We start from the raw sequence: 19,287 nt of genomic DNA, 5'->3' as shown, positions 1-19,287 counted from the left end.
ACAGGGAGGTACTTGCAGCGTCTTTACGATCTATCCATTATTACCGCTGCACTTTGTCTACTACCCAGATTCCCGCAAGGTGTCGGTTAGTTAATGGCCGCGATAATGGTCAGTTGATCGTTCAGCCGCTGTTTGGTCAACGCGTTGGTGGCGCTGTCGCGCTGTTGCGTCAGTTCCGCCACGCGTTTCTCCCGCTGTGCGGCATCCGGCAGCAGCAGCGTTTTCACGTTGATGGATTGCACGTTGCTGTAGCGGCCGTCGTCTGAGGTCGGTACGCTGATTTTTCCGCTGTTGAGCAGCGATTCGACGATACGGCGTTCGCGCTCATAGCCCTGCAATCCTGCCAGCTTCCAGCGCTGCGGCACCGTGCCCTCGTATTGGCCTTTTTTCACCTCGGTCAGATAGCGGATGGTTAGGTTACGAATCGTGCCTGCCTCTTCGCCATATTCCACTTTGGTATCCGACAGCACCGGGAATTGCATGCCTTCCAGCACACCGCCTTTCTGCGTCAGGTGGCCCATGCGGTAGCTGTTCATGCCCAGACGAATCGGCATGTCGTCGGTAACAGGCGTGCCGTTATTCATCTTCAGGTCGGTAATGCGCTGCCCGGCGGGTTTCGTCAGGTCGATGGTGTACGTCACGCCGTCGAAGAAATCGTTGGTGGAATACTTGGACGCGCGGCGTTGCGGATTAAAGCTGTAAGTCACATCGCCGTCCTGTAGCTGATTGAAGTAATCCGCTGACCATTCCATGTATTTCTTCAGTGCTTTTCCGGTGAGCTGATAAACCGTAATCTCGCCGCCAGCGTATTGATAGTTAAAGGCAATGTCCTTGGCGGAGATGGTGCCGACGTTCATCTTGGGCCGATCGTTATCAATTTGCAGCGCGATAACCTGCGCTTTAGGGGCGTAGTGACGGCTGGCTTCCTGAAACAGGGCGCTGATACCCGTGTCCTGCACGTGTACCTGAGGAATGCCTTTCACGGCATCTTGCGGCACCAGATCGTGTCCGAGGAGCTGCGCAATCGGACGGTTGGCGTTGGCGCGCAGGGTATTGTGATAAGGCTCGTAGATGTCTTCCATCTTGCGGTCAGAATCCACGTCCTTAATCGAATAGGTATAGCTGTCCTTATTGATCAGTACGTATTTGCCGTTCTGTTGTTCAAACTGCAAATCGATGCGCGACAGTGCGCGGCCGTATTTGTCTGGTTCGGTGACAATCACGCCATTTATCACCTCTTTATCTACTTTTACGTGCATATGACCCGCGACGATGGCGGCTAATTCAGGGTTCCCTCGGGCAATGTCACCTACGCCCGTCCCCGGCCGTTGGTTCTCGTTATCGATGCCCATATGGGCGACCAACACGATAGCGTCAACCTTATCGTGGATTTGCTGAATAACGGTTTTTACCGCCCCGACAGGATCGGTGAAGTTCAGCCCTTTCACGCGGTCTGTGCCTTTGGCGAACTCCGCGGTCATCGGCGTATCCATGCCGATGATGCCAATCTTCACGCCCTGTCGTTCGACAATTTTGTAGGCAGGTAAGTAAGGTTTACCGCTCTCCCAAAAAATGTTGCCCGCCAGCGCGGTGCCGTTGAACTGGTCAAGCGAGGTGGAGAGCACATTCAGGCCGAAATCGAACTCATGGTTGCCCAGCACCCAGACGTCATAGTTCAGGGCGTTAAAACCGAGGATCATCGGGCTGGTTTTGTCATTTTTGAAGGTTTCGACAAAGTTGCCCTGAATCGTATCGCCCGCATCAACCAGAATCACGTTAGGCTGCTGTGCGCGAACCTTCTGTACCTGTGTCGCGATCTGACTCAGGCTGCCTGCCATGTTGGCAGTATCGGTGGCGTAATCCCAGGGAACGAACGTGCCGTGCAGATCAGATGTCCCCAGAATCGTAATATTTACCGGTTCCTGAACGGCCATAGCAGAGGTACTCAAACAAAGCAGAAGTGACAAAAGTGTTTTTTTCATTATGTCATCTTAGTGTCATAAAAGGTGATAGCGCGGAATTATGCGATTTGCTTCTCATTAGTGCCACAGACTTTGCAAAAGCAGCGTAGGAAATGCGAAGCAGGCTAAGTTTTTCATCGCCGATACGCTTAGCGTCGCGGCGACGAAATTTTTCAGGCGGGAAGATAGAAATCAAAACGGTGGCTTTTGGTTTCCAGCATGGATTGTGCCGGTACGCCAGCCAGCGGTGGCGCATAGTCCGGCCGCTTCACCACGACGCGTTTTTTCGCCAGCGCGCGCGCGGGTGCCAGCAGCGCATCGGCATCATCATCTGCGCCAACCAGCGACTGAAATACCCGCATTTCCTTCTTCACCAGCGCGCTCTTTTGTTTATGCGGGAACATCGGATCGAGATAAACCACATCCGGCGGCGGCGTGATATCGCGCAGTGCCGTCATACTCGACGCGTGCAGTAGCGTCAGCCGCTCTTGTAGCCAAGAGCCAATTTCTGCGTCCCGATAGCCACGCTGCAACCCGTCGTCCAGCAGTGCTGCAACCACCGGATTGCGTTCCACCATACGTACCCGACAGCCTAGTGCTGCCAGTACAAAGGCATCGCGTCCCAGCCCGGCCGTCGCATCCACGACATCCGGCAGGTAATCTTTTTTGATCCCCACGGCTTTAGCGACGGCTTCGCCGCGTCCGCCGCCAAAGCGACGACGATGCGCCATGGTTCCTGCAACGAAATCGACGAAGATAGCACCGAGCTTCGGCTCATCCTGCTTGCGCAATTCCAGACGCTCCGCAGTCAGCACCAGCGCCATCACCGCATCGGGATCGGAAACCAGCCCCCAGCGTGCGGCCAGAGAAGATAAGGCGCCACTGTCGGCGCCTTCTTCTGCGATTAAGCAGATGCTCATCCTTTGATGCCGTAATGCGCGAGCATGGCATCCAACTGCGGTTCGCGGCCACGGAAACGTTTGAACAGCTCCATTGGCTCTTCGGAACCGCCGCGGGTCAGGATGTTATCCAGGAACGACTGGCCGGTTTCACGGTTGAAGATGCCTTCTTCCTCGAAGCGAGAGTAAGCATCCGCCGCCAGCACGTCGGCCCACAGATAGCTGTAGTAGCCTGCGGCATAGCCACCCGCAAAGATGTGGCTGAACGCATGCGGGAAGCGGCCCCAGCTTGGGCTTGGCACCACGGCCACCTGCGCTTTGATTTCGGCCAGCGTCGGCAGAATCTGTGCGCCTTTCGCGGGGTCAAACTCGGCGTGCAGACGGAAATCGAACAGGCCGAATTCCAACTGACGCAGAATGAACAGTGCGGCTTGATAGTTCTTCGCCTCCAGCATTTTATCCAGCAGCTCCTGCGGCAGCGGTTCGCCGGTTTCGTGGTGACCGGAGATAAAGGCCAGTGCTTCCGGTTCCCAGCACCAGTTTTCCATGAACTGACTCGGCAGTTCGACCGCATCCCACGGTACGCCGTTGATACCCGCGACACCGGCGGTATCGATCTGGGTCAGCATGTGGTGCAGGCCGTGACCGAATTCGTGGAACAACGTAGTGACTTCGTCGTGCGTGAACAGGGCTGGTTTACCGTTGACTGGGCGGTTGAAGTTGCAGACCAGATAGGCGACCGGTTTTTGCAGTTCGCCGTTGCCCTTACGCAGTTTACCCGCGCAGTCGTCCATCCAGGCACCGCCGCGTTTGTGTTCGCGGGCGTACAGATCGAGGTAGAAACTGCCGCGCAGTTCACCACTTTCATCGAACAGGTCGAAGAAACGGACATCCGGATGCCAGACATCCACGTCTTTACGCTCTTTGGCTGTGATGCCATAGATGCGCTTAACGACTTCAAACAGGCCGTTCACCGCGCGGTTTTCCGGGAAGTACGGACGAAGCTGTTCATCGCTGATGGAATACAGGTGCTGCTTTTGCTGCTCGCTGTAGTAGGTGATATCCCAGGCCTGTAATTCATCCACACCGTAGTGTTCTTTGGCGAAGGCGCGCAGCTGCGCGAGTTCTTCTTCAGCCTGTGGACGGGCGCGTTTCGCCAGATCGGTCAGGAAATCGAGTACCTGCTGCGGGTTTTCCGCCATTTTGGTCGCCAGTGACTTGTGCGCATAGCTATCGAAGCCCAGCAGTTGTGCCAGCTCGTGACGCAGCGCCAGCTCTTCCGCCATCACCTCGCTGTTGTCCCATTTACCTGCGTTCGGCCCCTGATCGGACGCGCGGGTGCCGTAGGCGCGGTACATCTCTTCACGCAGCGCCTGATTGGTACAGTAGGTCATCACCGGCAGGTAGCTCGGGATATCCAGCGTCAGCAGCCAGCCATCCTGTTCTTTGGCTTCGGCCTGCGCTTTGGCCGCTGCCAGCGCGCTTTCCGGCATGCCATCCAGCTCGGTGACGTCGGTAATCAGCTTGCTCCAGCCCATGGTGGCATCCAGCACGTTATTGCTGTACTGCGAGCCGAGCTCGGACAAGCGAGCGGAAATTTCGCCGTAGCGTTTCTGTTTTTCCGGCGACAGGCCGATACCTGACAGTTCAAAATCGCGCAGCGCGTTATCCACGGATTTCTTCTGCGCCACGCTCAGCGTAGCGTAATGTTCGCCGTCGCGCAGGCTGCGGTAAGCCTGATACAGGCCAGCATGTTGGCCGACCCAGGTGCTGTGCTCGGACAGCAGTGGTAAACACTGTTCGTAAGCGCCGCGCAGCTCCGGGCTGTTCTTCACGGCGTTCAGGTGGCTGACAGGGGAGAAGATGCGGCCAAGGCGATCGTCGCTGTCTGCCAGCGGCTGGCACAGATTATCCCAGGTAAACGGCCCCGCTTGCGCCACCACGCGTTCTACCGTCTTGCGGCATTCATCCAATGCGGATTGCACCGCAGGGACAATATCTTCCGTCTTGATGCTGGAGAACGGGGGCAGGGTAAATGAGGTCAGTAATGGATTCGTCATGGGGCCGTCCTGATAATTGTGGGTGATCTCGTTGCCGATCGCGTCTTCATCTTGCCGTTCCAGACTGGCTACTGCGGGCAATCCGTTGAAGAAAAAAATACGGCAAGGCGGATATCTACTGCGGATTACTGACTAAGATGGGGTCAAGCGCCGTGAAAATCAATGGTGGAGGGGTTGCCGTTCGTGGCCGAAGGTGCGTTTTGCGGTCGTGGAGGAGCTCCATTGAGTGCCTGAACACGGCTGCTCACGTCGCGTTGAAGAGGTTTTCCTGAAAATTTTTGTACTTTTCCTGCCCGATTTTGTTTTTCGCGTGACCTACCTGATGTGTCTTTTTTTTCAATATTTCAGGGGAATGACAATGGCGATAAACAATTATGATGACGGGTGCATCGCGCATAAACCTGCCTTGGCGCTGGCGCGGGCAGTCCATTTGGCACTGTCTGGCGTGTTGATATTGAGTGCCGGAACGGTCAGTTCGGCCTTGGCGGCGGAAACGGCCGCCAAGGCGGTGGCCCCAACAGTGACGTTCTCCATACCGGCAGGGCCGCTAGGAGCCACGCTACAGGCTGTTGCCAGCCGCGCCAATGTCATTCTCACGTTTTCTCCCGATCAAACGCAGAATAAAACCAGCGGGAGCGTGCAGGGAACCTATACCGTTCAGGAGGCTTTCGCGGCCGCGCTGGCGGGAACGGGGCTGAGTGCGGTACAGACGGCCACAGGATATCGGCTTGAATCCGCGCTTGCCGCCGAGGGAAGCGACGGCAGCCTGATGATCCCGACGCTGTCGGTTGTTGGCGGCACTTCGGACAGCGCCGCCGCTGGGCGTTCCGTGTTGCGTCAGGCCGATGTTGATCGCGTGCAGGCTGATAATATTGCTAGCCTGCTTGATAAACTCCCCGGCGTGTCGATGGCGGGATCTCCCCGTCCAGGGGGGCAGAGCCTGAACATCTGGGGTATGGGCGACATGGAAGACGTCAAAGTCGTGTTGGATGGCGCGCCGAAAGGCTTTGAGAAATACCGTCAGGGTTCGGTGTTTATTGAACCGGAGCTGATTAAGCGTATAGACGTCGATAAAGGGCCGCATGATATTCGCAGCGGCAACGGCGGCTTCGGCGGCACCATCCATGTTGATACCAAAGACGCCAGCGATCTGCTGCTGCCGGGAGAAAATTTCGGTGGGATGGTCAAATACAGCTATCACACTAACGATCGGCAAAATATCTACAGCGGCGCGCTGTATGGCCGCACGGAAGAGGGGATGGCAGATGGCCTGCTCTACATGAGCAAGCGCGATGGCGACAATATTGAACGCCCTGATGGCACGCGCTTTGTCTACTCCACCAGCGACATGGCGTCCTACTTACTGAAGACCAACATCTACCTGACGGATGCTCAGACGCTGACGCTCTCAGCCATGCGCTCCGAATCTGACGGCTGGCAGCCGTTTGCCGCGAAGCGTGACGATATGGCGTCCCCCACGCAGGCGGAAATCGATCGCTACGGTTGGGAAGAGGCCTGGCGGCGCAAGCTGGTTTATCGCGATCAGGTCGATAAAAACTACTCGCTGAAATGGAACATTGCGCCAGAGGATCAGCCGTGGCTGAATCTGACGGCGTCATTTGCTACCTCAAAAACCGAACAGCATGACCGGCGTCCTGATTCAGCTTCACAGAGTAGCTATCTGGGATCGTTGGGGAACGAAAGCTGGGTGAGCTACAAGGATCAGCTTGCGGATGTCAGTAATGAAAGTCTGTTCACTACCGGCCCGCTCGATCATAAGCTGCTGGTGGGTATGCGCTGGCATCAACATAAGCGCGACACGCTGATCTACTATCCATCTGGTAAGAATAACGCCGAGTATAACTACGGCTATTTCCAGCCTTACTATATGCCGGCTGGGGAACAGGAAACCCGTAGCCTGTATGTACAGGATGCGGTGACGCTGGGCAGCGTGACAATTACGCCAGGTGTGCGCTATGACCATGTGACGAACACGGGGAAACCTAACTTTGCGCCACGTTATAACAGCAGTATTCCAGCCGCAGGGCATGACTACAGTAGCGTGACTTATACTGGCTGGTCACCGCGTATTGGGGCGTTGTGGAAAGCGACGGATAACCTCTCTCTGTTTGCCGATGCCAGCCGTACCTGGCGCGCGCCTGTCGTCGATGAGCAATATGAAGTGCAATCTGCGGCGTCCAGCGTGCCGGGAACCAGCCGTAATCTGCAAGTGGAAAGCATCAAAGCATTTCGTCTGGGCGCGATTCTGGACTTCAATAACCTGATGCTGGAAGAGGACAGTCTGCAAATCCGCACGACGCTGTTCCGTAACCGCGGTAAAAACGAAATTTTCTACCGTCGCGGTATCTTGTGTGAAGCGCAAACGCAGAGCGGTACGTCATCATCTTGTGGGCAGCCGCTCTCTAACTACCGTAATCTGCCGGGCTATACCATTGAAGGGGTCGAAATTGAATCCTTCTACGACAGCCGCTGGCTGTTTGGCAGCCTGTCCTTCTCCTCGATTCGTGGCGAGCGCGATGCGTCACCACGTAATCCGTGGGGCAATAAAACCTGGATTGCCGAAATCCCGCCAACCACAGCACACGCTACGCTGGGCACCAAAATTCCGAGCCTGGATATGGCGGTAGGCTGGACGGGAGACTTTGTGCGTAAGCAGGATCGTTCGCCTGCCGATGGCGATCCACTGGCCGATATTTGGGCGTTACCGAAGAGTAAGGGATATGTGCTGCATGGCCTGTTCGCGAGCTGGCAGCCGCAGGCGATAAAAGGATTTGAGGCACGGGTGACGGTCGATAACCTGCTGAATACCGATTACTACCCGTATCTGGGCGAATCCGTGTCCGGCGTAGGGCGCAATGTAAAAATCAGCGTGTTACAACGCTTCTAGTCGCGGTACGCGGGGCAGATATCCTGTCCGCCCCGTTCGCGAAGGGATGTTGCAGGGGCGTAATGCAAATTCAGCAAATTTGAATAATTTCCGTTTCGGAACTTGACAGTCAGAGTGAAAAAACATAAATAAGAACGATTATCATTCTTATATTTAAATGGCGCTCTGGAGTAACGTTCGATGGTGAGGAAAGCGACGGCCAGCGTTAATGACTTTGCTCAGCAGCTCTATTTCGATCACCACCGCTGGTTGTATAACTGGTTGCGCCATAAATTGGACTGTGCCCAGCACGCGGAAGACTTGGCACAGGACACGTTCCTTAGCGTGCTGATGAGCCCGGAACTGCTCACGATTCGCCAGCCGCGCCCGTTTCTGGCCACCGTTGCCCGCCGTTTAGTCGCCAATCATTATCGTCGTAAAAAGATTGAAGATGCCTATCTGGAAGCGCTGAGTATGCAGCCGGATACCTCTATGCCATCCCCGGAAACACGTCTGCTTACCCTCGAAATTCTTGAACAGCTTGATACCGCATTGGACGGCCTGCCCGCACCGGTCAGGGAAGCGTTTCTGCTGGCGCATCTCTACGGCATGCGCTACAGCGAGATTGCCGAACGTCTAAGGGTTTCCAGCAGTTCGGTGAAACAGTATCTGCAACGTGCCAACCTCCAGTGTTTCTTTGCGCTGCCGCTATGAACGATCGCACTTTTTATCGTGACAGACAGGGGCAGCCGATTCAGCCAGACAGCGCGCGTGAAGCGGTGGCGTGGCTGACGCAACTGATGTCCGACAGCGTGACGGAACAGGAACGTCGCGAGTGGCAGCGTTGGCGGGAAGCCTCGCCGGATAACGAACAGGCGTGGCAGCATATTGAATCCGTGTGTGCCAATTTGGGTCAGCTTAACGCGCGGGCTGCCCATCAGAGCCTGTCGACGCTTAATGGTATGCAGCGCCGCAGCGTGCTCAAAGCGCTGGCCGTTCTCTGTCTGACGGGGAGCGCTGGCGTGGCGGGATCGCGCACCGACCTCTGGCAGTCGCTGACGGCGGATTACCAGACGCAGGTCGGTGAACAGCGCCATGCGGTATTGGACGATGGCACGACGCTGCTACTGAATACGCAGACGGCGCTGAATGTGGCCTACGGCGACGATCTACGCCAGCTCACGCTGATTCGTGGTGAAGTCATGATCGAAACCGGTCAGACAGAGAAGGCCGCGTTGTATCCGCGCCCTTTCATTGTGACGACGGCACAGGGAAAGGTGCAGGCGCTAGGTACGCGCTTCAGCCTGCGCGTACAGGATGAGCATACGCAGGTGGCGGTGTATGACGGTGCGGTGAGACTGCATCCGCAGCGGAACGGCCAGGATGGTCAAGTGGTAAAACGCGGACAGATCGCGACGTTCACTACGCAACGCTGCGGCCAGATAGAGACGGTGAAGGCTGAGCCTGCATGGGTGAAAGGGCAACTGCTGGCGGATAATCAGCGTCTGGTGGATTTTGTTGATGAACTGAGCCGTTACCGCAGCGGCGTGATTCGCTGCCAGCCGGAGGTGGAGAGCCTGCGGTTTTCCGGCGTCTTCCCGCTGTCGGATACCGATAATATTTTAGCCGCGCTGGTGGAAGCGCTTCCGGTACAGGTGCGTTATTTCTCTCGTTACTGGGTTCAGATTACTGCGCGATAAAATATCCTGTCAAAATCTAATAACATTACTATTTATGCTGTTTTCACTTTTTTTCTGCCCGATCCTCATGGTTAAGCGACCTACCATTATCAGTTGCTTTTTTATGCCTAACGATGTGATGAAGAACGCATGATGATCTCCCAGGAACCCCATTCATTGAGCCTGTTTCCCCTGTCTCCACGGCGCGGGGCGGTAGGCTAATGGCTGCACAGACGCTGAAATACAATACGATTCGGCCCGCCACGACGGTTCGTTGGGGGAGCGGTTCGCTGTTGGCGTTGGCGCTACACGCCGGGCTGATTGTCTGGATTAGCTACCATGCGCTTGATTCCTCCATTGAAGCACCGCCGCCCGCCATGATGTTAATGGTGGCGGATAGCGTGCAGTCCACGCCCAGCCCCCAGGATGCGCCTGTCGGCCCGCAGCAGACGCTGTCTACGCCGCAAGAGGCGTCAGCCGAACCGGAGAAAATGACGCAGGATGTGCCACCACTGGCGCCTGCACCCAAGCCAGTGATTGCCACGGCGCAAAAGGAAAAGCCGCAGCCGCAGAAAAAAGTACAGAAAAAAAGGGAGAAGCCGGTACAGGAGACGACGCCGCAGGAAGAGATTGCACCGTCGGAAAAACCTCCAGCTCCCGTGACCAGCGCACCGCTGCCGGGCAGCAGTCAGCAAGTCGCCGCACCCTATAACAGCGATGCCGCGCAAATGCGTAAAGGCGTGGCGGACTGGAGCAGTAAGCTGCTGGCACACCTGAGCCGCTATAAGCGTTACCCTGCGCAGGCGGCGCGCCAGCGATTGCAGGGCGTTGCTCAGATTCGCGTGACGTTAGATCGAACCGGAAATGTGCTGGCTGTCTCGTTAGCCAGCAGCAGCGGGGTGATGCCGCTGGATAAGGAGTCTGTCGCCTTACCACAGCGCGCGCAGCCGCTTCCGGCGCCACCAGCTGAGGTGATTGGGGATAACGCGCAGCTTACCATCACGATCCCCATTAGCTTTGATTTACGGGAAACCACCCGCTAGCGAGCGATGTGGGCATCATAGCCTGCATAAAAAAATCGAATTGCATAAGGGTTGCCTTGTTCGGTAAAGAACTCAGCGACTCTCTCTCGTTCCAGCCCGTAGCGGCGTGACAACAACCCTGCCTCAAAGGCGGCCTGCTGACGATCGCCTTTGGTTTCCGCCAGATTGTGAGCATAGCCACAGATATAGCCGCGCTGATAATCGTAGCAGTAAGGGTGGATGTCGTTGGTAGATTTTGGACTGGCGGCTTTCAGCCCGGCGAGGACGCCCTCTGTCAGGATAGTTGTCACCCCCATCGAAAATACTAATGACAAGATGGGAACAGAGCGTGAAACGAATTTCACCAGAACGTAAATCAGCCGCACTGGCTAAATTGCTACCGCCCTACAACATGACCGTCACCGCAGTTGCACAGATGGAAGGGATATCGGAAGCTACTCTCTATTACTGGCGTAACAAGGCGAAAGCAGAGGGAATACCGGTGCCGGGTGCAGACAGAACTACAGACCAATGGTCAGCCGAAGCCCGGCTGGCTGTGATTATCGAAACAGCCACACTCAGCGAAACAGAACTCGCGCAATACTGCCGTAAAAAAGGGCTTTACCCGGAACAGATTAGTCAGTGGAAACAAGGCTTTTTGCAGGTGTCTTCGCCCAATGACAAAGCAGCGCTCAAACAAAGCCAGAAAGAAGTTAAACAACTAAAACGCGAACTGGTTCGTAAGGAAAAGGCGCTGGCGGAGGCGGCAGCGATACTGGTGCTGCGAAAGCAGTTGCGGGATTTTTACGGGGAAACCGACGAGGACGACTGACGCCCGGAACAGAGCGGCAGGCACTTATCGGTTATGTGCGGGAAGCGATGGCGTCAGGAGCCCGGCTGTCAATAGCGCTGACGGAAGTGGGGTTAAGTGAACGGACGTGGCGACGCTGGCAAACGTCGTGGGAGGACAGGCGCGTCAGCGCGGCCAGACCCTCCCCGGCGAACCAGTTAAGTGAGCAGGAAGAGCAACAGATACTGGCAATGTGCCATCAGCCAGACTACGCCAGCCTTCCCCCGTCACAAATCGTACCGGCGTTGGCGGATAAGGGGATTTATCTGGCAAGCGAGTCAACCTTTTACCGGGTACTGCGTCGTCATGGAGAGGTGCATCGCCGGGGACGACAACGGGCGGCTCAGAAGGTCACCCCGGCTACGAGTTGGCAGGCCAGCGGGCCGAATGAGGTGTGGACATGGGACATTACATGGGTTCCGTCAACCGTAAAGGAGCGCTGGTTTTACCTGTATCTGGTGGAAGACCTCTACAGCCGAAAAATCGTGGGATATGAAGTGCATGAAACTGAAAGTGGTGAGCAGGCGGCAGCCCTGATACAACGCACGGTCCTCCGGGAAGGATGCTGGCAATCCCCGCCGGTACTGCATGCGGACAATGGTGCGGCGATGAAGTCACAGACGTTGCAAATGAAGCTACATGAGCTGGCAATAAGGCCATCTCACAGCCGCCCAGGAGTCAGTAACGACAACGCGTATGTGGAGTCGCTGTTCAGGACACTGAAATATATCCCGCAGTGGCCGTCATCGGGGTTCGATACATTGGATGAGGCACGTGAATGGGTAGAAGATTTTACGCAGTGGTATAACGAAACGCACAGACATAGCGGCATCAGGTATGTGACGCCGGGTCAGCGACATCGTGGAGAAGACGGTGTGTTGCTGAAAAATCGGGATGAGGTGTACAAAAAGGCAAAATCGCAACGGCCTGAACGCTGGTCTGGCAGAACACGGAACTGGCATCAGGTAGGGAAGGTAATGCTGAATCCAGAACGGGAAAAACAGGCAGCCTAAATCAACCGGGGGTGCCAACTATCTTGACACTTACCGGTGCGAAAATCGGGCAATCTGCGTTCATTAACCCTGGGATAGGGTTGTCTGGGTTAAGGACAAGTGCTCCGATTGAAGGTTTTACCGCTTTTTCCACCACCCCTCGTAACTAATCGACCTTCACTGGGATCATGGTCCCAGAGTCATCTAATTACAGGTCACTTGACGTAACCGTCAATCACGATAGAATAGATAATGTAACAGCTGACGCATGGAAAAACGCCGACGCCATGCAGACCACCATAAGGTGGACCGATGAGGAGAACGCTGAACATGGGATTTATTCACATTTAATTGTGGAGAGTCGTTCAGGGTGGCGTACCTCCGGCTGTTACAGCATCATTTTTTGATTGCTTTAATTTTGGCCTCAGTTGCGTGATACGCAGTTACTGGGGCCAAATCATTTTCAGAGACCTGCAAAATCGCCATCCCGAAGTATTTCTGAGCTGGTATCGTCGACAACCTCTCATTAGCGTTAAGAATTACGCCCTGCATATTCCGATCCTTATTCATCGCCACTTCACTACGAGTGCAGAATGACGCAGAAAGGATATCCGCCACTTGGATCCAGTTAAGTCCGTCTTTTGCTCGTGATGTGATTATATGTTTGATTTGTTGGGGATAAATCGTAATCCCCGGGCAAGTCTGGCGTGGCCAACCTTCCTTTTTACATATCACGTTGAGCTGATTCAACTGGCGCTTTGTCAGTATATAAGTGAAGAGAGGAGCACGCCATTCATCATTAGGCACTTGCTGAGCAGAACTGATGATACCATCCACCCACTGTGTGTAGAAACGGATCGCATCTCTTAGCGCATCATCACCAATTGCCATAAAAACCCTCGGAAAGAAATGAAGGGAATGTTTATCCCCGCATGTACCTAGCACAGGTAGTTCACCCAAGCGAAAGCAAGCATCCAACATGCTGGATGCTATAGGTCTCCCTTATGAGCTACTGTGTAGAAAGCCGCGTTATTGATATTTTTACCTTGAAAATCAATAACAAGATCCCCATTCTCGGCATCTGCCCAGTGCTTACGAACGGCAGAACGGAATCTTCGACCCAGAGATTTCCTGGTTGATGGACTTAATTTGGTCCACTGGGCACCAAATGTCTTTAAATACAACTCATTAACTTTGAAGTTCTGGCTAGGTTTTATATTTCCGAAAGCAAAATTCATCATGTCGGAGATGGCATTATTAACTTCAATATCACTTAACTCTATGATTTTCAGGTCTAAAAATTCTTTTCGTAGGGCGGATAAAATGACCTCATCTATCTCAGTGCCATGCTCATCAGCACGATCAAGAATCTCACGTAGGAGATTCTTTTCGAGGGATATTTTCGCAAATAACATGTTATTATCCTTTTGTTCTTTTTTTAAATTTGTCTTATATTTTCCATTCTTAATGATAAGATGTAAATTGTTTTTTTTGTGATAACATCAAAAAAGAATTGTCAGCCTCCAGCGTCTTCAAGTTTCAGGTAACGTGGTTTTTCGATCGAGTGAACTCCAAACCTCTATATACTATCGCCCTGCCTCCTGAATGGGCGAGGGGGCCGCGCCTGATGGGCACTCTGGGAATACGGAATGGTTAACAAGGAATAACAGCATGATGCACCCGCAAGACGCTTCTCCGGCAATTGGTATCGATCTGGGCACGACAAACAGCCTGATTAGCGTTTGGCAAAATGGCGAGGCACGCCTGATACCGAATGCGTTGAATGACAGCTTTACTCCCTCGGCCGTCAGCATTGATGACGACGGCAGTATTCTGGTCGGCAAACCTGCAATTTCCCGTTTGACGACGCACCCGCAGGTGTCGGCGTCGCTCTTTAAGCGCTACATGGGGAGCAAGAAAACCTTCCGGCTCGGGGATAAAACGTTCTCTCCCGCCGAACTGTCGGCCATGGTGTTGAAATCACTCAAAGCTGATGCGGAAAGTTACCTTGGGCACCCCATCAAGGACGTGGTGATCTCCGTGCCAGCCTATTTCAGCGATGAACAGCGTAAGCAGACGCGTTTTGCAGCGGAACTGGCAGAGCTGAATGCGGTTCGCTTAATCAATGAACCCACCGCAGCCTCGATGGCCTATGGCTTACACACGCAGGAACTGGGACGTACGCTGGTCTTCGACTTAGGCGGCGGCACTTTCGACGTCAGCGTGCTGGAATATGCGTTTCCGCTGATCGAGGTACATAGCTCGGCGGGCGACAACTATCTGGGTGGAGAAGATTTCACGCAGGCGATGGTGAAAACCTGTCTGAAAGCGTGGAAACTTGAGGATTCGGCGATTCCCGCAACGGATCTGGCACGCCTTTACAGTCATGCGGAAGCGCTGAAATGTCAGCCCGGTTTTCCTTCCTCGTCAAATGAACTCGTGTGGCACTGGCGTGAGGAAGACTGGCGCATTGTGCTGGATGATGAAGAAATCGAAGCGGCCTGGCTGCCGCTGATGAACCGCATTCGTGCGCCGATAGAGCAGGCGTTGCACGATGCTCGCTTGAAGCCTGAGCAGTTAGACCATGTGGTACTGGTCGGCGGCGCATCGAAGATGTCGATTATCCAGAAGCTGGTGGTCAGACTCTTTGGCAAATTGCCCTATCAGCATCTGGACGCAGATACCGTTGTCGCCAAAGGGGCGGCGGTGCAGGCCGCCTGTCGGCTACGCGAGCAGGATATTGACGAAGTGATCCTGACGGATGTTTGCCCGTACACCCTCGGGATTAAGACCGCCAACGATAAGCAAAATGGCCTGTTTTCCCCAATACTGGAGCGCAACACGGTGGTGCCGACCTCGCGGGTAGAGACGTTTTCCACGGGGTCACCCGGACAAGACAACATCTGCATCGCGATCTATCAGGGGGAAAGCCCTTACGTCGATAACAACGTGTTTATCGATGAATTCACTATGCCGATAAAAGCGAAATCGTATAAGCAATCTGTTGAGGTGCGTTTCAGCTATGACATCAATGGGCTGCTGGAAGTGGATGTTAACTTGCCGGACAGCGGCGATAATTTTACGAAAGTGATCGATCGCAGTCCGACGGGGTTGAGTGCCGAGCAACAGCAGAAAAGTCATCAGAAACTACAAGCGCTGAAGATTCACCCCAGAGATAATCTGGTGAACCGTAATCTGCTGGCTCGGCTGGAAAAAGCCTGGGCGCAGACGCGTCTGGAAGAGCGGGAGCAGATCGGCTTCTGGCTGCGCGATTTTGAACAGGTGCTGGCGGGGCAATATGCACCAGCCATTGACGAAACACGGCAGCGTATTGAGCAGTATCTGGATGAGGTCTCTCGTTGACGTTTAGGCGGCACGTGCTGTGCCGCCCAAATTATTTTCGTTAGGTTGATGTGCTCGTGGCGTCGGTTTTCTTACCCGTTGGTGGCGCGCCGAATTGGTTCCAGCGGTTAATGCTTGGTGCCAACAGGGGGAGCAACAGAAATATTGGTATCAGGATGCTAAAGACACTCATCACCCACGGCGTACTGGAACCGATATCGTTATAGCGTCGACGTGCCGCAATCAGCAGATTGAGCACGATGAGCACCATCAACAGCCCTTCAATATACGGCGGCGGCGACCCGATCCAGTCGCTCGCGCGATAGAGAAAATAACTTCCCAACCCGCCCTGCATTAGAAAACCGAGACGGCCAATGCGAGCGTTCGTGCGCCAGAACTGCCACCAGTAGCTCTTTTTAGCCTGTGATGCTTTGAACAGGCGTTCGCGCCGATCGGCGCATTGCAGCAGGATTTTTGCGACCAACCTCAGCGTGACGTCTTCGTGTGGGTAGGACACATGCTCGGCTAAAAAACCCTGATCGCTGTTATCGAACAAGAATGAGTCATCATTTGCACAGCTCTGAATCAGCTTGCCGATGAGGGTGACCCGTTTGTCATCGGAGAACTGTTTTAGCTGTTTTTCCAGTTCGTCCGACCCTTCGGTAAAGGCGGTGCGGATCGCGTCTTCCTGTTCCATTTCCACAGGAATCGCGGCCAACTGTTCAAGGTGCTGCTCAGCCTGCCCTTCTTCTCCCACAAGAGCGTAAAACGCGTGGAAAAAAATCTGGTAGATAATCGGCGATTTCGCCAGCTCCGCCTGCCAATGTTCATCGGTAAGATAAAAATGGCTCGCCGCAGACTCGCTGTAAATCTCACCGTTGCTGAGATACTCTTCGATAGAAACGGGGAAATTCATCCAGCAGTGATAGTGCAGTGGGTCGGTGAGATCGAGCTGTCTTTTAAAGGGGGTCACTGCATCGCCATTGCGGCATTCCGCCTTGCGGAAGAGTCGGGAGAGTGAGTGCGCAGGGTGGGTTAACGTCAGCTCTGGCAGCACTGACTGGCGCGGTAAACCCAGACAAGACGTTGGATCGGTCATCATTAAGGCGATCAGCATCGCCTGTCTCAGCTCGTCTCTGGCGCTGAGATCTTGCGGCTTCTCCACTCCTTGCGGCACCAGAGACGCATCGCACGCGTAGCGTGCGGACAGCTCGACCAGACAATCATTGATCGGGTCGATTTCCTCCGTATGTATGCCGCTATTATACAGCTTGTTCAACTGACTCAGTGACAGCGGACGCCATTGCCGCAGCCAGGTTTGCGCTTGCAGCCAGGCGGAGGATTTCTGGTTGGTGAACGCGCTGGGCAACGCCTCTTCTGACGGCGAATACAGCCACTCCGTGAAAGCATGAATCGCGCCGGAGGTTTCCAGCCAGGATAAACGCTGTGTCGCCTGAAACTGCAATCCTTGTAAGATCAACGCATACAGTGGCTCGTCAGGCAACGGCTGCGCCAGGATGTCCTGCAACAGGCGCTCATTCCCCACGGTTAACATGCTGGCGTGCCAATACAGCCGATCTTCAATCGTGTCCCCGCTATGCAGCAGCAGGTGCTGATAGAGGTTCTGGAGATCCTGTTTTCCCAGCTTCCACAGAGCGTAACTTTCCGCCATAGGCGACAGCGGCAGCTTAAGCGCTTCTCCCCAGCGTATCAGCATCTGGGTGTTGTGCTGCGACGTGAAGAAACGCTGACGTGGATCGTCTAGCGCTAATCCCGTTAAATCTGGCGCTGGCGTAGTGTTGAACGACTGAATCAATAAAGGAAGCGTATTCGGCTGATGTTGTTTACACCAGTCGATCAGCCATTGCTCCGCCTGTGCATGGTGCGTGTGCTGATAAAGCGTCAGCCATAGCGTGAAGGCTTGCTCGTCATTGCCGGTAAGTGAACACAGCGTGGCACTGAGCGCGAGCCATTCCGCATCGTGCGGGGCGGCGTCTAACTGTTGCAGGCAGTAATCACGCAGTATGGCGTTAGGGACGCCTGCGTGGCTGTGCCAGCGCGCGAGTTTTTGCATCAGTGCCGGGCTATCAGGCCAATAAATCGCGCTCGGATTGCGTAGTAACGTGCCCTGCATAAACGCCGGACGATTCCAGTACGTTCCGTTAGCCTGCTGGAAATAGAAGCTGGTTTCCAGCTGTGCGGGTAGACTCAGGTGCGACAACAGGGAAAAATCGAAGAGATCGTTGTAGTCGAGCGAGTCGAGGAAGTGACGAACATCGTCGACGCCATCGCCTGACAGTTCTCCCTGCCGTTGCTTCCAGCGCAGGCGTTCTGCCAGCGTGCGGACACAGCGGGTGGAGAGACAAGATTCGTGCATCAGGCGCTGAAGCAGCGGCCAGCGAATGCGATCGATCACCTCAAAAGCATGCTGATTCAGCAACTGAATGTAGCGTTCCCAATACAGGGGGACGAAGCGCTCGGCTGGATTGTTTAAGAGCCGATCAAATGCCGCGACCAGCGTATCTGCCTCGGGATCGGCATGCTCGGCGGCTGGAGAGGCGTCGTGTGATTCGGCGGTGGCACGTTCTTCATCACCCGACGGTATGGGATTCTTCGCCAGCTTGCAGGCGGTATCGTACGCCTCGCGTAGCTGCTTAAAGCCCTCAGGGTCGGTTTCCGGATGAAACTGCGGTATTTTTTGACGATAAGCCTGACGGATAACATCCAGATCCTGCGTCGGCTCAATGCCTAATCGCTGCCAGCATTGTGTGTCCATTATATTTCCGCTTCTGGTAAGGACTCGGGCTTATCCATTTCTATCGGATCAACATCCCAGTCGAGGTCATGAATCGGGCAGTCCGGGTGGGTATAGAGCGTGCCGATTTGGTCAATGTAGTCGGGATTCTGGCTAGCGTTGCTGAAAATGTAGCGCTGGCATTCCGGGTCTTCCTCATCCGAGGAAAGCCAGTAGGTGCGGCCGATTAAGAACGCGGCGTAATAATTCTCCCAACTGCGGTAATAGTAACGCGCCCTGTCGGCCAGCCGGGTGTGAATCCACAGGTTCTCTTTTTCGCTAATCCAGCCGTTGAGTAATCCGACGCGGCTCAGAAAACTCATGCGACCCAGATCCCAGGCACGGATCCCGCCTTCACCGCACAGTGCCGCCGTTTCTGCCACCAGCGCGAGCGAACCCTGCGCTTCTTCCGATTGATTGGCACAATGCTGCTGCCATTCGAATGCCGTCAGGTGGTGCCAAAGGTGATAGTCATTCGCCAGACGCTCGGCGTGGCCGCCGTCTGTCATATCGTTAATCATTGAGATCAGGCCTTCGCGGGAGGTGATGCCCCAGCTGTTGCTCAGACTGATGGGTTCACCGGGCTCATAAAAGGTCGGCTCGCAGAAGCGGGCACCGTACTTGATATTGAGTGCGACCATCGGGGCGGAAAGCGCCATCAGCCAGCGCTGATATTCAGGTTCCATCAGAATAACGTCCAATTCCATCATGGTTAGCGTGCGATCGTACTTTATGTGCCTGAATATCGGTAGCTTTCAATCGAATGAAAAACGGCCATGTTTCACAATTTACTGATTTAAT

14 protein-coding genes are annotated in these 19,287 nt (G+C 54.6%); 6 read left to right on the top strand and 8 right to left on the bottom strand.

Annotation, left to right across the window (positions count from 1 at the left end; genetic code table 11):
- Window positions 1–86: 86 nt before the first annotated feature.
- The 3 genes from LCF41_RS21630 to prlC form a co-directional block, all read right to left on the bottom strand.
- Complete coding sequence (locus LCF41_RS21630; protein ID WP_225086292.1) at window positions 87–1,982, bottom strand: bifunctional metallophosphatase/5'-nucleotidase; 1,896 nt, start codon at window positions 1,980–1,982, stop codon at window positions 87–89.
- 152 nt (window positions 1,983–2,134) lie between these two features.
- Window positions 2,135–2,881: a 16S rRNA (guanine(1516)-N(2))-methyltransferase RsmJ gene (gene rsmJ, locus LCF41_RS21625; protein WP_225086291.1), complete on the bottom strand. Its 747-nt coding sequence runs from the start codon at window positions 2,879–2,881 to the stop codon at window positions 2,135–2,137.
- Window positions 2,878–4,920 (bottom strand): oligopeptidase A, encoded by a 2,043-nt coding sequence (gene prlC / locus LCF41_RS21620; RefSeq protein ID WP_225086290.1) that lies wholly within the window; start codon window positions 4,918–4,920, stop codon window positions 2,878–2,880. Before prlC ends, rsmJ begins: the two co-directional genes overlap by 4 nt.
- A 358-nt stretch (window positions 4,921–5,278) precedes the next feature.
- Here prlC and LCF41_RS21615 point away from each other — a divergent pair, with 358 nt between their 5' ends.
- From LCF41_RS21615 to LCF41_RS21600, 4 genes are all read left to right on the top strand, one after another.
- Entirely contained in the window at window positions 5,279–7,828 is a 2,550-nt protein-coding gene (locus LCF41_RS21615; protein ID WP_225086289.1) for a TonB-dependent receptor, read from the top strand.
- 180 nt (window positions 7,829–8,008) lie between these two features.
- Window positions 8,009–8,521: a sigma-70 family RNA polymerase sigma factor gene (locus LCF41_RS21610; protein WP_225086288.1), complete on the top strand. Its 513-nt coding sequence runs from the start codon at window positions 8,009–8,011 to the stop codon at window positions 8,519–8,521.
- Complete coding sequence (locus LCF41_RS21605; RefSeq protein ID WP_225086287.1) at window positions 8,518–9,507, top strand: FecR domain-containing protein; 990 nt, start codon at window positions 8,518–8,520, stop codon at window positions 9,505–9,507. The genes LCF41_RS21610 and LCF41_RS21605 overlap by 4 nt, the downstream gene beginning before the upstream one ends.
- Before the next feature lie 200 nt (window positions 9,508–9,707).
- Window positions 9,708–10,529 (top strand): energy transducer TonB, encoded by an 822-nt coding sequence (locus LCF41_RS21600; RefSeq protein WP_225086286.1) that lies wholly within the window; start codon window positions 9,708–9,710, stop codon window positions 10,527–10,529.
- Here LCF41_RS21600 and LCF41_RS21595 read toward each other — a convergent pair.
- The gene (locus LCF41_RS21595) at window positions 10,526–10,825 is read right to left on the bottom strand and encodes a DUF2623 family protein (RefSeq protein WP_225086285.1); all 300 of its coding nucleotides are present in this window, start codon (window positions 10,823–10,825) and stop codon (window positions 10,526–10,528) included. The genes LCF41_RS21600 and LCF41_RS21595 overlap by 4 nt on opposite strands.
- A 32-nt stretch (window positions 10,826–10,857) precedes the next feature.
- On the opposite strand from LCF41_RS21595, the gene LCF41_RS21590 reads away from it, so the two are divergent.
- Window positions 10,858–12,371, top strand: a protein-coding gene (locus tag LCF41_RS21590) for an IS3 family transposase (protein ID WP_431191549.1) whose coding sequence is annotated in 2 segments (ribosomal slippage) — window positions 10,858–11,308 and window positions 11,308–12,371 — 1,515 coding nt in all. Because the reading frame shifts where the segments join, the coding sequence is not laid out codon by codon here.
- A 375-nt stretch (window positions 12,372–12,746) separates the two neighbouring features.
- Here the strand turns inward: LCF41_RS21590 and LCF41_RS21585 are convergent.
- Together LCF41_RS21585 and LCF41_RS21580 are read right to left on the bottom strand one after the other, a co-directional pair.
- Complete coding sequence (locus LCF41_RS21585; protein WP_225086283.1) at window positions 12,747–13,241, bottom strand: hypothetical protein; 495 nt, start codon at window positions 13,239–13,241, stop codon at window positions 12,747–12,749.
- Between the two features lie 98 nt (window positions 13,242–13,339).
- A complete protein-coding gene (locus LCF41_RS21580; RefSeq protein WP_225086282.1) occupies window positions 13,340–13,765 on the bottom strand; it encodes a hypothetical protein in 426 nt (141 codons plus the stop codon).
- 256 nt (window positions 13,766–14,021) lie between these two features.
- Here LCF41_RS21580 and LCF41_RS21575 point away from each other — a divergent pair, with 256 nt between their 5' ends.
- Window positions 14,022–15,713 carry a molecular chaperone HscC gene (locus tag LCF41_RS21575; RefSeq protein ID WP_225086281.1) on the top strand — a complete coding sequence of 564 codons (1,692 nt, stop codon included), beginning with the start codon at window positions 14,022–14,024 and terminating at the stop codon, window positions 15,711–15,713.
- 40 nt (window positions 15,714–15,753) lie between these two features.
- On the opposite strand, the gene LCF41_RS21570 is transcribed toward LCF41_RS21575, so the two are convergent.
- Both LCF41_RS21570 and LCF41_RS21565 read right to left on the bottom strand, forming a co-directional pair.
- The gene (locus tag LCF41_RS21570) at window positions 15,754–18,468 is read right to left on the bottom strand and encodes a J domain-containing protein (protein WP_225086280.1); all 2,715 of its coding nucleotides are present in this window, start codon (window positions 18,466–18,468) and stop codon (window positions 15,754–15,756) included.
- Window positions 18,468–19,172 (bottom strand): DUF1266 domain-containing protein, encoded by a 705-nt coding sequence (locus LCF41_RS21565; protein WP_225086279.1) that lies wholly within the window; start codon window positions 19,170–19,172, stop codon window positions 18,468–18,470. The genes LCF41_RS21570 and LCF41_RS21565 overlap by 1 nt, the downstream gene beginning before the upstream one ends.
- Window positions 19,173–19,287 lie beyond the last annotated feature (115 nt).

Source organism: Pectobacterium colocasium (assembly GCF_020181655.1).
Taxonomy (GTDB): Bacteria; Pseudomonadota; Gammaproteobacteria; order Enterobacterales; family Enterobacteriaceae; genus Pectobacterium; species Pectobacterium colocasium.
This window is presented reverse-complemented; position numbering and strand designations above follow the sequence as displayed.

Excerpts from the sequence above, each read along its gene's own strand:
- prlC (WP_225086290.1), bottom strand. The coding sequence starts at position 4,920 with ATGACGAATCCATTACTGACCTCATTTACCCTGCCCCCGTTCTCCAGC.
- LCF41_RS21615 (WP_225086289.1), top strand. The coding sequence starts at position 5,279 with ATGGCGATAAACAATTATGATGACGGGTGCATCGCGCATAAACCTGCC.
- LCF41_RS21570 (WP_225086280.1), bottom strand. The coding sequence starts at position 18,468 with ATGGACACACAATGCTGGCAGCGATTAGGCATTGAGCCGACGCAGGAT.
- LCF41_RS21600 (WP_225086286.1), top strand. The coding sequence starts at position 9,708 with ATGGCTGCACAGACGCTGAAATACAATACGATTCGGCCCGCCACGACG.
- rsmJ (WP_225086291.1), bottom strand. The coding sequence starts at position 2,881 with ATGAGCATCTGCTTAATCGCAGAAGAAGGCGCCGACAGTGGCGCCTTA.
- LCF41_RS21580 (WP_225086282.1), bottom strand. The coding sequence starts at position 13,765 with ATGTTATTTGCGAAAATATCCCTCGAAAAGAATCTCCTACGTGAGATT.
- LCF41_RS21565 (WP_225086279.1), bottom strand. The coding sequence starts at position 19,172 with ATGGAACCTGAATATCAGCGCTGGCTGATGGCGCTTTCCGCCCCGATG.
- LCF41_RS21585 (WP_225086283.1), bottom strand. The coding sequence starts at position 13,241 with ATGGCAATTGGTGATGATGCGCTAAGAGATGCGATCCGTTTCTACACA.
- LCF41_RS21575 (WP_225086281.1), top strand. The coding sequence starts at position 14,022 with ATGATGCACCCGCAAGACGCTTCTCCGGCAATTGGTATCGATCTGGGC.
- LCF41_RS21610 (WP_225086288.1), top strand. The coding sequence starts at position 8,009 with ATGGTGAGGAAAGCGACGGCCAGCGTTAATGACTTTGCTCAGCAGCTC.
- LCF41_RS21595 (WP_225086285.1), bottom strand. The coding sequence starts at position 10,825 with ATGGGGGTGACAACTATCCTGACAGAGGGCGTCCTCGCCGGGCTGAAA.
- LCF41_RS21630 (WP_225086292.1), bottom strand. The coding sequence starts at position 1,982 with ATGAAAAAAACACTTTTGTCACTTCTGCTTTGTTTGAGTACCTCTGCT.
- LCF41_RS21605 (WP_225086287.1), top strand. The coding sequence starts at position 8,518 with ATGAACGATCGCACTTTTTATCGTGACAGACAGGGGCAGCCGATTCAG.